This window comes from Acidovorax sp. IB03 (genome assembly GCF_016406015.1).
GTDB lineage: Bacteria > Pseudomonadota > Gammaproteobacteria > Burkholderiales > Burkholderiaceae_C > Acidovorax > Acidovorax temperans.
Genome location: NZ_JAEFCH010000005.1, coordinates 80,802 through 93,113, shown reverse-complemented (window position 1 = coordinate 93,113; position 12,312 = coordinate 80,802). Strand labels below are relative to the sequence as shown.

Sequence of the window (12,312 nt, the reverse complement as noted above, 5' to 3'; positions counted from 1 at the left end):
CGCCTGCATTGCGCGGCGTCCCCATGCAGTTCGTCTGCAAGCGGACGGTGGCTGCGCGGGGAACCCTGCACAGTCATGTCCATCCCGGCCATTCCGCACAGATGAACGCCATGACCACCGCCCTTCGTGACTTGTCGAACCTCAGCCCCGCTGTCGCCATCCACCTCACCGCCGCCGTGCTGGCCACCGCCCTGGGCTCGGTGGGCACGTCGCAGCCAGGCACAGCCCCCACGCCTCACCGTCATCCAGGCCAGCCACGGCAACCAGATCCACATGGTGCCCGTGGGCGACGTGCTGTACTTTGAGGCCGCAGACAAATACGTCCGCGTGCTCACGGCAAGTGCCGAATACCTCATCCGTACCCCGCTCAAAGAGCTGGCAGACCAGCTGGACCCGCAGGAATTCTGGCAAGTGCACCGCAGCACCCTGGTGCGCGCCAGCGCCATCGCCACCGTGGTGCGCGACGAATCTGGCAAGCTGCACCTGAACCTGCACGGGCGCCCCGAGCGCCTGGCCGTGAGCCGCCTTTACGCACACCTGTTCAAGGCGATGTAGCGGCGCCGGGCACCACGGGCGCCCTTCTCCTACGCAGCTGCGCAAGTCCTGGCGGTTAAAATACGCGACGGGTGTCTGCGCAAATCGGCGCAACAGGTACAGCGATGGTCGGGCCGCCACGCGGCTTTTCTACGACCGCTTGCCTGCATGAATACACCCCTCATCCAATGGATTGCCGCTGCCCTTTTTGGCGTGGCGTTGCTGCACACCTTTTCCGTCAAATTCTTCGAGCGGCTCTCGCACCGCTACCCACGCCACGCCGGGCTGTTTCACCTGCTGGGCGAGGTCGAGGTGGTCTTTGGCTTCTGGGCCATCGTGCTCATCGTGGCCATGGCGCTGGCCGTGGGCGGCCCGCAGGCCCTGCAATACGCTGAATCGCGCAACTACACCGAGCCTTTGTTCGTCTTCGTGGTCATGGTCATTGCCGCATCGCGCCCAGTGCTGCGCACGGTGGTGGCCATCGTCCACACCCTTGCCAAGCTGGCCCCGGTGCCCACCCCGCTGGCAACCGCCTGGCTGGGGCTGGCGGCTGTGCCGCTGCTGGGCTCGCTCATCACCGAGCCCGCCGCCATGACCATTGCCGCCCTCATGCTGGCCCCGCAAATCTTCCGCACGGGCGTGCCAGAGCGGCTCAAATACCTGGCGCTGGGCGTGCTGTTTGTCAATGTATCCATCGGCGGCACGCTCACCTCGTATGCCGCGCCGCCCGTGCTGATGGTGGCCGCCACCTGGGGTTGGGACAGCGCCTTCATGCTTACCACCTTTGGCTGGAAGGCCGCGCTGGCCGTGCTGGTGAACGCCACGGCATGTGCGCTGGCCCTGCGCCGGCACCTGCCCAGCGCCGAAGCCCTGCGGGCAGGGCAAGAAGCGGCTGACCAGCGCCCTGTGCCCGCCGCCGTGGCCGCAACGCACATTGCGCTGCTGGCGGGCGTGGTGCTGTTCGCGCACCACCCGGTGGTGTTTTTGGGCATCTTTCTGATGTTCCTGGGCTACACGCAGGCCTATGCACGCCACCAGAGCCCGCTCATCCTCAAAGAGGCACTGCTGGTGGGCTTCTTCCTGGCGGGGCTGGTGGTGCTGGGCGGCATGCAGCAATGGTGGCTGCAACCCATCGTCGCGGGGCTGGAGCCCCTGGCCCTGTTCGCAGGCGCCCTGGGCCTCACCGCCATCACGGACAACGCCGCCCTCACCTACCTGGGCTCGCTCATCCAGGGCATCACTCCTGCCGCCCAATACATGCTGGTAGCCGGTGCTGTGGCTGGTGGCGGCCTCACGGTCATTGCCAACGCGCCCAACCCTGCGGGCGTGGCGCTGCTGAAAAACGGTTTTGCAGACCAAACCATCGGCGCGGGTGGACTGCTGCTGGGCGCGCTGGGGCCTACGGCCGTGGCGGCAGTGGCGTTTTTGGTGCTGTAAAGCCAAGCTGAGCTATTCGTTTCCTCCACCCGGGGCGCAGCACTGCGCCCCAGGGCAAACGCCAGCTGCTAACGCGCAGCGACCTCCCAACGCCCGGCCACATTCTTCAACAAAGTGTTCACCGCCGCCAGCCTGCGGCTGCGCACATCCACCAGGCTGCGCTGTGCAGACAAGACCGAAGTCTGGGCGGTGATGACGCTCAGGTAGGCGACGGTGCCCGCGCGGTACTGGTTGTTGACGACATCCAGCGCACGCTGAGCGGCGGCCAGGGCTTCGGTTTGCAGTTGCTGCTCTTGCGCCAGGGCCGTGGCAGCGGTCAGGTTGTCTTCCACTTCCTGCAGCGCCGTCAGCACCGTTTGACGGTAGGTGGCGGCGGCCTGTTCGTTGGCGGCGCGGGCCGACTCCACCGCAGCCGTGCGGGCACCGCCATCGAAGAGCGACAGCGCCAGTTGCGGCCCCAGCGACCAGAACAGGTTGGGGGCATTGAACAGGTTGGACAGCTCCGAGCCCCGGTACCCCGCCGTGCCCGACAGCGAGAGCACCGGGAAGAACGCGGCCTGCGCCACGCCGATTTGCGCATTGGCGGCGGCCACCCGGCGCTCGGCAGCGGCGATGTCGGGGCGACGCTCCAGCAGTTGCGATGGCAGCTGGGCGGGCACCACCGGGGGCTGGGGCAGCGTGCCCGTGGCGGGCAGGCTGAAGCTGGCGGGGGCCTGGCCCAGCAGCGCAGCCAGGGCGTTTTCCAGCTGGGTGCGGGTGGTTTCTGCCTCCAGGAGTTGCACCTGGGTGGACTTGTACTGCGATTCGGCCTGCGCCACATCGGCCACCGAGGCCACGCCCGCTTGCTGGCGGTTACGCGTCAGCTCCCAGCTGCGCTCGTAGGCCTGCAGCGTTTCGCGCAGGATTTGGGCGTTGGCTTCTGCAGCGCGCAACGAAAAATAGGTTTGTGCCACGCTGGCCTGCACCGACAGGCGGGCGGCGGCCAGGTCGTCCGCACTGGCCTGGGCGCTGGCGCGGGCAGCATCCACCGTGCCTGCGATGCGGCCCCACAAGTCCAGCTCCCAGCTGGCGTTCAGGCCCAGCGAGTAACTGCTGCTGGTGCGTGTGCTGGTGCTGCCATTGGCCGCCTGGCTGCCGCTGCGCGCGCGCGATGCGCTGGCGCTGGTGCCCAGCGTGGGCGCCATGCTGGCACGGCTGCTGGCCACGGCTGCCTGGGCCGCACGCAGGCGTGCCAGAGACAAGGCAATGCTCTGGTTGCCGCTGGCTGCCTGCTCTTGCAGGGCGTTGAGCGTGACATCGCCGTACAGCGTCCACCACGCGGCGGTGGCTTCAGCGGCGACTTGGCCTGCCTGCGCAGGCTGCCAAACACCCCCCGCCGTGGCGGCCAAGGCTTGCTTGTAATGGGCGGGCACGGGCTGTGCGGGGCGTTCGTACACCGGCGGGGTGCTGCATGCCACCAACCCGGCAGCTACCAGCAAGGCGGGCAGCAGGCGCAGAGTGGCAGGCCGACAAGAACGGATCGTCAACGCAAGGGATAGTGGCATGGCAGACATCAGTCGTTTCCTTCGAGCGCTGGGGCCACGGGGCCATGAGCGGCCTGGGGCGCACGCCCCCGCTGGCGGCGCACGGCGCGCAGCACACGCTGGCGCAAGCGGTCCAGCGCGACATAAACCACGGGCGTGGTGTAGAGCGTGAGCAGCTGGCTCACCAGCAACCCACCCACCACGGCAATGCCCAGGGGTTGGCGCAGCTCGGCCCCGTCCGCACGGTTCAGCGCCAGAGGCAGCGCACCAAAAATGGCGGCCATGGTGGTCATGAGGATGGGGCGCAAGCGAAGGCTGCAGGCGCGGTAGATGGATTGGGCCGCCGTGGCGTAGCCATCGCGCTGCCGCGCCAGGGCGAAGTCGATCATCATGATCGCGTTCTTTTTGACGATGCCGATCAGCAGGATGACGCCGATGAGCGCGATCAGCGAGAACTCCGTCTTGAACCACATCAACGCCAGCAGCGCCCCCACCCCGGCCGAAGGCAGTGTGGAGAGGATGGTGATGGGGTGCACCAGGTTTTCATACAGGATGCCCAGCACCAGGTAGATGGTGATGATGGCCGCCAGGATGAGCAGCGGCTGCCCCGCCAGGGCGGACTGGAACGCCCCCGCCGTGCCGCTGAAGCTGCCACGAATGCCCACGGGCACACCCAGTTCGGCCACGGCGTTGTTCACGGCATCGGCCGCCTGCGACAGCGACACGCCCGGCGCCAGGCTGAAACTGATGGTGCTGGCGGGTGTGCCGCGCTCGTGGTTCACAGACAGCGGCGTGTTGGTGGTGGTGATGCGCGCAAACGCGGTGAGCGGCACCTGCTGGCCCACGTTGTTCACAAAGAAGAAGCCGCGCAGCGTCTCGGGGCTTTGCAGGTATTGCGGCGCGGCCTCCATCACCACGCGGTACTGGTTGAGGGGGTTGTAGATGACGCCCACCTGGCGCTGGCCAAAGGCGTCGTTCAAGGTGGCGTCGATCTGCGCCATGGTGAGGCCCAGGCGCGTGGCGGCGTCGCGGTCAATCACCAGCGTGGTCTGCAAGCCGTAGTCGGCCACGTCACTGTTCACGTCTTCCAGCTCGGGCAGCTGCGAAAGCGCCTGGCGGATGCGCGGCTCCCAGGTGCGCAGCTCGGCAATGTCGTCGGCCTGCAGCGTGTAGTCAAACGAGGCACCGCTTTGCCGCCCGCCAATGCGGATGTCACGCTGCGGCGACATGAACAGGCGCGCGCCAGGCTCGTTCTTGAGCTGCTCGCGCAGCCGTGCGATGACCACCTCAGACGACTCCTGCCCCGGCCCGCGCTTGAGCGTCATGAACATCGCCGCCGCGTTGCGCTGCCAGCCACCCGTGGTGCCGGTGACATATTCCACCGCCGGGTCGGCCTGCACGATGGCCAAAAAGCGCTGCAGCCGCTGCTCCATGGCCTGGTACGACGTGGCCTGGTCGGCCCGGATGAAGCCCGAGATGCGCCCCGTGTCTTGCTCGGGCATGAAGCCCTTGTCGATGGCGGTGTAGAGGTAGACGTTGAGCCCCACCACACCGGCCAGCACCAGCAGCACGACAGGCTGGTGGCGCAGGCACCAGGCCAGGCTGTGGCGGTACGCACGCAAACCACGGGTCTGCCAGCCATCCACCCACCGCGAAAACCGCGCCCACCAGAGCGTGCGCGGCGCCGCCTGCGCAGGCGCAGGGTGCTTGAGCAAGGCCGCGCACATCATGGGCGTGGTGGTGAGCGAGATCACCAGCGACACCAGAATGGACGCCGACATGACGATGGCGAATTCCCGAAAGAAGCGGCCCACGATGCCGCCCATAAACAGAATGGGCACGAACACCGCGATGAGCGAGATGCTCATGGAGACGACGGTGAAGCCGATCTCGCGGGCACCATCCAATGACGCCTGCAGCGCCGACTTGCCCCGCTCCATGTGGCGCATGATGTTTTCGAGCACCACGATGGCATCGTCCACCACAAAGCCGGTGGCAATGGTCAGCGCCATGAGCGAGAGGTTGTCGAGCGTGTAGCCCGCCAGGTACATCACCCCGAACGTGCCCGCCAGCGACACCGGCACCGCCACCGCCGGGATGAGCGTGGCGCGCCCGTTGCGCAGGAACAGAAACACCACCAGGATCACCAGCCCCACGGCGATGACAAGCGCGTTCTCCACCTCTTTGACCGAGGCGCGCAGCGTGGGCGTGCGGTCTGAAACGATTTCAATGTCAATAGCCGCCGGGATGGATGCCTGCAATTGCGGCAGCAGGGAACGCACCCGGTCCACGGCCTCCAGAATGTTGGCGCCCGGCTGCTTGAACACCTGCAGCAAGATGGCGGGCTTGCCATTGGCCACACCAAAGTTGCGCACATCCTGCACCGAATCGGTCACCTCGGCCACGTCTGACAGGCGAATGGCGTTGCCATCCTTCCAGCGCAGCACCAGCGGCGCGTAGTCGGCCGCCACGCGGGCCTGGTCGTTGGCGGCAATTTGCCAATAGTGGTCTTCACGCTCTACCGCGCCCAGCGGGCGGTTGGCGTTGGTGGTGCTGATGGCGCTGCGCACCTGCTCCAGCGACACGCCGTTGGCCGCCAGCCGCACCGGGTCGAGCGACACGCGAACCGCAGGCAGCGCCCCGCCACTCACAGTGGCTTGCCCCACCCCTTCGACCTGCGAGAGCTTTTGCGCCAGCACGGTGGAGGCCGCGTCGTACATCTGCCCGCGCGTGAGCGAGCCGGACGTGAGCGCCAGGATCATGATGGGCGAATCCGCCGGGTTGACCTTGCGGTAGGTCGGGTTGCTGGGCATGCCCGTGGGCAGCAGCGAGCGTGCCGCATTGATGGCCGCCTGCACATCGCGCGCGGCGCTGTCCACGTCGCGGCTCAGATCAAACTGCAGGGTGATGCTAGTGCTGCCCAGGATGGAGCGCGAGGTGATTTCGTTGACCCCGGCAATGGAGCCCAGCGCCCGCTCCAGCGGCGTGGCGACGGTAGCGGCCACGGTGTCGGGGCTGGCGCCAGGCAGGCTGGCGCTGACGGAGATGGTGGGGTAATCGACCTGGGGCAGCGGGGCCACAGGCAGGAGGAAGTAGGACACCGCGCCCACCAGGGCCAGGCCCAGGGTGAGGAGCATGGTGGCGATGGGGCGGTGGATGAAGGGGGTGGAGAGGCTCACGGGGCAGGCCTCTGGGGTTTGATGTGTTTTCGGGCTCTAGCGCTTATTAGATAAGCGCTTGCAGCTACTAATTTGATAGTGGTCTGATTCGTCGCCATTCTTTTGGCTGCATGCCTTTGCCAAGGGCGGGAGCCGGGATTTCGCCCCGGCGGGCGAGGCACTTTTCTTTGCTTCGCCAAAGAAAAGTACCCAAAAGAAAGGCGCCCCCCAGTCTGCGACCCCTGCGCTGCGCTACGGGGCAAACCTGCGGCGGAGCGGTTGCGGGGTGCGCCGTGGAACTCGCTTTGCTGCTGCGCAGCGCCGCTCGGACAGCCACGGCGAGTCAGATCACGAAGCATGGGCGCACGGGCGCCCATGCCACCCCACAACCGCCCCGCCGCAGGCGCAGCCAGCAGGGGGTTAACAGCCAAACAGCCATTCGGGTCTTCGCTGCGCTCGACCCAGAAATTGCGGCGCCCTGCGCAAGGCGCTTGCGCCCACAACAAAGGGCCGAGCGAAGCAATGGCCCGAGGTGCTGTTTGGCTGTTTGACTCCCCCATCCCCTCTGTATGCGCCGAGGAGCACAGCGGCCAGCGGATCAGGGCTCGCGATTGTCTGAGCGAAGCGCAGCGCAGCGAGTTCGAGCGAGACCCCGCTGGACGCGAGCACCGCAGGTTGCCCGAAGCGAAGCGCAGGGACGCAGACAGTGGGGTCGCCTTTTCTTTGGTGACTTTCTTTTGGCGAAGCAAAAGAAAGTTACTGCGCCGCCGGGCGCACTCCCCGGCTCCCGCACCACGCAAAGGCATGAAGCAAAAAAGACCTCCAGCGCTTACCAACAAAGCGCCACCAGCTACAAAAACAGGAGCACTCATCACACAGCCCCCCGCCGCGCCCGCCACCGCTGCGCCCACCCCTCAAACGTCAAATAAATCACCGGCGTCGTAAACAGCGTGAGCAACTGGCTCACGATCAGCCCCCCCACCATCGTCACCCCCAGCGGATGCCGCAACTCACTGCCCACACCCCCACCCAACATCAACGGCAACGCACCGAGCAAAGCCGCCAGCGTCGTCATCAAAATCGGCCGAAACCGCAGCAGACAAGCCTGGTAAATCGCTTCCCGCGCAGGCAAACCCTGGTCGCGCTGCGCCTCCAGCGCAAAGTCGATCATCATGATCGCGTTCTTCTTGACGATGCCAATCAAGAGCACGATGCCGATCACCGCCACGATGTCCACATCCAGCCCCGCCATCCACAACGCCAGCAGCGCCCCCACGCCCGCCGAGGGCAAAGTCGAGAGGATGGTCACCGGATGGATCGTGCTCTCGTACAGCACCCCCAGCACGATGTACATGGTGACCACCGCCGCCAGGATGAGCAGCAGCGTGTTCGACAGCGACGCCTGAAACGCCAGCGCCGCGCCCTGGAAGTTGGTGTCTACCGACAACGGCAGCAAGCCCGCCGCACGCGCTGCCGCCTGCTCGGTCTGGATGGCCTTGACCGCATCGCCCAGCGCCACGCCGGGTGCGGTGTTGAACGAGATGGTGGCGGCAGGCAGCTGGCCCACGTGGTTCACCGCCAGAGGCATGGGGCGCTCTTCAATGCGGGCGACGGACGACAGGGCCACAGGTTTGCCCGCGCTCGACGTGACGTAAATGCTGTTCAATGCCTCTGGCCCCAGCTTGAACTGCGGCGCCACCTCCAGCACCACGCGGTACTGGTTGGACTGGGTGAAGATGGTGGAGATGAGCCGCTGGCCAAAGGCGTTGTACAGCGCGGTGTCGATGCCCGCCACCGTCACGCCCAGGCGGCTGGCTTGGGCGCGGTCGATCTGCACAAAGGCCTGCAGGCCCTGGTTTTGCAGGTCGCTGGCCACATCAGCCAGTTGCGGCAGGGCGCGCATGCGCTGCACCAGGTCGGCAGTGCTGGTCTGCAGCTGGGCCATGTCGGGCGACGAGAGCAGCAACTGGTACTGGGTCCGCGCCACGCGGTCTTCAATGGTGAGGTCTTGCACGGGCTGGGCATAGAGGCGAATCCCCACGATGTCCCGCGTTTCATCGGCCAGGCGGCGCAGCACCACGGGGGCGCGGTCGCGCTCCGCGTGGGGCTTCAGGTCAATGAGAAGGCGGCCGGTGTTGAGCGTGGTGTTGGCACCATCCACCCCGATGAAGGAAGACACGCTTTTCACGGCCGGGTCTTGCAGAATGCGCTCGGCCAGGCGCTGCTGGCGCTCGGCCATGGCGGCGAACGAGATGGACTGGTCGGCCTCGGTGGTGGCCTGCAGCGTGCCCGTGTCTTGCACCGGGAAAAAGCCTTTGGGCACCACCAGATAGAGCACCACCGTCAGCACCAGCGTGGCGCCAAACACCAGCCAGGTCAGGCCCCGGCGGTTCAGCACCCACTGCAGCGCACGGCCATAGCGGGCGATGGTGCGGTCAAAAAACCGACCCGTGGTCTGGTACAGGCGGCCGTGGCTTTCTTCGGGCGTGTGGCGCAGCAGGCGGGCGCACAGCATGGGCGTGAGCGTGAGCGACACCACCGCCGACAGCAAAATGGCCACCGCCATGGTGATGGCAAATTCATGGAACAGGCGCCCCACCACATCGCCCATGAACAGCAGCGGAATCAGCACCGCAATGAGCGAGATGGTGAGCGAGATGATGGTGAAGCCGATCTGCTTGGCGCCCTTGAGCGCGGCCTGCAGCGGTGGCTCGCCCTCTTCCACGTAGCGGGCAATGTTCTCGATCATCACGATGGCGTCGTCCACCACAAAGCCCGTCGATATGGTCAGCGCCATCAGCGTGAGGTTGTTGATGGAAAAACCCGCCAGGTACATCACGCCAAACGTGCCCACCAGCGACAGCGGCACCGCAAAGCTGGGGATGAGCGTGGCCGAGGCACTGCGCAAAAACACAAAGATGACCGCCACCACCAGGCCAATGGCCAGCGCCAGCTCGGTCTGCATGTCGTTGACCGAGGCGCGGATGGTGGTGGTGCGGTCGGTGAGCACCCGCACGTCCATCGACGCGGGCAGCGTACTTTGCAACTGGGGCAGCAAGGCCTTGATGCGATCGACCGTGTCGATGACGTTGGCGCCCGGCTGACGGCGGATGTTGAGGATGACGCCCGACTTGGAGCCCGTGTCGGGCGTACCCGCCCAGGCGGCCAGGCGCGTGTTCTCGGCGTCGTCCACGGTTTGCGCCACATCGCGCAGGCGAATGGGGTTGCCGTTTTTGAACGCGAGGATCAGGTCACGGTATTCCTGCGCGGACTGGAGCTGGTCATTGGCGTCGATGGTGGAGGCGCGCGCGGGCCCGTCAAAGCCACCCTTGGCCTGCTTGACGTTGGCCGCTGCGATGGCGCTGCGCACGTCCTCCAGCGTGAGACCCAGGTTGGCCAGCGCGGTGGGGTTGGCCTGGATGCGCACCGCCGGGCGGCGCCCGCCCGCAATGGCCACCAAGCCCACGCCGTTGACCTGCGAGAGCTTGGGCGCGAGGCGGTTTTCCACCAGATCATTGAGGCGGATGACAGGCAGCGAGGGCGAGGTGATGGCCAGCGTGAGCACGGGCGCATCGGCCGGATTGACCTTGCTGTAGATCGGCGGCATGGGCAGGTCGTTCGGCAGCAGGTTGCTGCCCGCGTTGATGGCGGCCTGCACCTGCTGCTCGGCCACGTCCATCGACATATCCGGCGCAAACCGCAGCGTGATGACCGAGGCCCCGCCCGAGCTGGTGGACGACATTTGGGACAAGCCCGGCATCTGGCCAAACTGCCGCTCCAGGGGCGCTGTGACGTTGGAGGTCATCACATCGGGGCTGGCCCCGGGGTACAACGTAGTGACCTGGATGGTGGGGTAGTCCACCTCCGGCAGGGCCGAGATGGGCAGCAGCCGGTAAGCCAGCAAGCCTGCGATGAGCAGCGCCACCATCAACAGCGAGGTGGCGATGGGGCGCAGGATGAAGATGCGGGACAAATTCATGGCGGGAACGGCGACGGGGTCTGCGAGGTGCGACGCGGAAAGCGCTGGGTGGAGAAGCGCTATCGCTCAGCGCACGGGGGCAGACCCTGGCGATGCGGCCGCAGAGGCCGCCTGCGTGGAGGCCACCGCAGCAGACGCGCCAGAAGCTGGGGCGGAAGCCGCCGCCTGGGGCGCCTGCGCGCGCCGGTTGCGGAAGAACGCCCGCCGCTCTTCCTGCGTCATCTTGGCCACCTGTTCGCGCTCTTGCGGGGTCAGGCTCGCCATCAAAGCTGCACGGCGGGCGCCTGCGTCCTGGGTGGCTGCATCGGCGCGGGTGGCAGCACCGCTGTCAATCACGGCCACCTTGGCGCCTTCGCGCAGGCGGTCGATGCCATCAGTCACCACCTGGTCACCATCCTGCAGTTCACCCTCCACGCTCACGCGGTCGCCGTCCACCACACCCACACGAATGCGCCGCTGGGTCACGGTGCCGTCGGGGCGCACCAGATACACGTAGTTGTTCTGCACCGCCGTGCTGGGCACCGTGAGCACGTCCTTGAGCAGGTTGACCTGCAGCTTCACGTTGACGAACTGGTTGGGAAAGAGAGCGCCTTCTTCATTGGCAAAGGCTGCCTTGGCTTTGATGGTGCCGGTGGTGGCGTCGATGGCGTTGTCCACCGCACCCAGCCGCCCGCGGGCGAGGCGCTGCTTTTGCTCGCGGTCCCACAGCTCTACCGGCAAGCTGGCACCACTTTGAAGGCGCTGGTTGATGGCAACCAGCTGTGCCTCGGGCACCGAAAACACGGCATCGATGGGCCGCACCTGGGTGATGGTGACGATGCCTGCGGCGTCCGATGGGCCCACCACATTGCCCACATCGGCCTGGCGCAAGCCCAGGCGCCCACTGATGGGTGCGGTGATGCGGGTGTAGCTCAGCTGCAGCTTGGCGGCATCGACCTGGGCCTGGTCGGCGGCTACCGTGCCTTCCAATTGGCGGACCAAAGCTTTTTGGGTGTCTACCTGCTGGGCTGCGATCGAATCCTTGGCGAGCAGGTCTTGGTAGCGCTGCAGATCGAGCTGGGCATTTTTGAGTTGGGCCTGGTCGCGCTGCAGGTTGCCCTGGGCCTGGGTCAGCGTGGCCTGGTAACTGCGGGGATCAATTTCAGCCAGCAATTGCCCGGCCTTGACCTCATCACCTTCCTTGAACTTGATGGACAACAGCTCACCGCTGGCCTTGGCCCGCACCACGGCCGTGGCACGCGCGCTCATGGTGCCGATGGCGCTGACCATCACGCGTAGATCCTGGCGCTGCACCACCCCCACCGACACCGGCTGGGCAGCCCCCGCCCCACTGAACCGGCCGGGGGCACGCGCGGCGCCCGCAGATGCGGCCGCGGGCGCCTGCTGCTGCTTCCACCACCAGGCCCCGGCCGCAGCGGCCGCCAGCAACAGCAATGACACGAACCACCACCGCACGCGGCCCTGTTGGCGCACGGCAGACCAGGAAGACATGAAAAAAGGAGCGGGCATGGAAAAAAGCGTGGCCAGGCGTGCCGGAGCAATGCGGTAACGGAGGCCGTATGGTAGCCACGGCTCGGCCACCAGCACTGGAGCGGCGCGGGATTTACCCAGGCTTTACCGGTCTTGTACAGACATGGGCATTCGTTACCGCACGCCGACCTGACTGGCCCTGCAACGTGGC

General features: G+C 66.5%; 5 protein-coding genes and 1 pseudogene. 2 read left to right on the top strand and 4 right to left on the bottom strand.

Annotated elements, in window-relative coordinates:
- Positions 1 to 234: 234 nt before the first annotated feature.
- Positions 235 to 555, top strand: a pseudogene (locus IHV84_RS04640) (LytTR family DNA-binding domain-containing protein); the annotation flags it as partial.
- A 147-nt stretch (positions 556 to 702) separates the two neighbouring features.
- Positions 703 to 1,971 (top strand): putative Na+/H+ antiporter, encoded by a 1,269-nt coding sequence (locus IHV84_RS04635; RefSeq protein ID WP_198846006.1) that lies wholly within the window; start codon positions 703 to 705, stop codon positions 1,969 to 1,971.
- A 68-nt stretch (positions 1,972 to 2,039) separates the two neighbouring features.
- Here IHV84_RS04635 and IHV84_RS04630 read toward each other — a convergent pair whose 3' ends face one another.
- From IHV84_RS04630 to IHV84_RS04615, 4 genes are all read right to left on the bottom strand, one after another.
- Positions 2,040 to 3,515: an efflux transporter outer membrane subunit gene (locus IHV84_RS04630; RefSeq protein ID WP_198846005.1), complete on the bottom strand. Its 1,476-nt coding sequence runs from the start codon at positions 3,513 to 3,515 to the stop codon at positions 2,040 to 2,042.
- Positions 3,516 to 3,523: 8 nt separating this feature from the next.
- A complete protein-coding gene (locus IHV84_RS04625; protein WP_198846004.1) occupies positions 3,524 to 6,673 on the bottom strand; it encodes an efflux RND transporter permease subunit in 3,150 nt (1,049 codons plus the stop codon).
- A gap of 850 nt (positions 6,674 to 7,523) precedes the next feature.
- Entirely contained in the window at positions 7,524 to 10,631 is a 3,108-nt protein-coding gene (locus tag IHV84_RS04620; protein ID WP_198846003.1) for an MdtB/MuxB family multidrug efflux RND transporter permease subunit, read from the bottom strand.
- 66 nt (positions 10,632 to 10,697) lie between these two features.
- Positions 10,698 to 12,140: an MdtA/MuxA family multidrug efflux RND transporter periplasmic adaptor subunit gene (locus IHV84_RS04615; protein WP_198846002.1), complete on the bottom strand. Its 1,443-nt coding sequence runs from the start codon at positions 12,138 to 12,140 to the stop codon at positions 10,698 to 10,700.
- Positions 12,141 to 12,312 lie beyond the last annotated feature (172 nt).

Coding starts and splice junctions, on each gene's coding strand:
- IHV84_RS04635 (WP_198846006.1), top strand. CDS start 703: ATGAATACACCCCTCATCCAATGGATTGCCGCTGCCCTTTTTGGCGTG.
- IHV84_RS04630 (WP_198846005.1), bottom strand. CDS start 3,515: ATGCCACTATCCCTTGCGTTGACGATCCGTTCTTGTCGGCCTGCCACT.
- IHV84_RS04620 (WP_198846003.1), bottom strand. CDS start 10,631: ATGAATTTGTCCCGCATCTTCATCCTGCGCCCCATCGCCACCTCGCTG.
- IHV84_RS04615 (WP_198846002.1), bottom strand. CDS start 12,140: ATGCCCGCTCCTTTTTTCATGTCTTCCTGGTCTGCCGTGCGCCAACAG.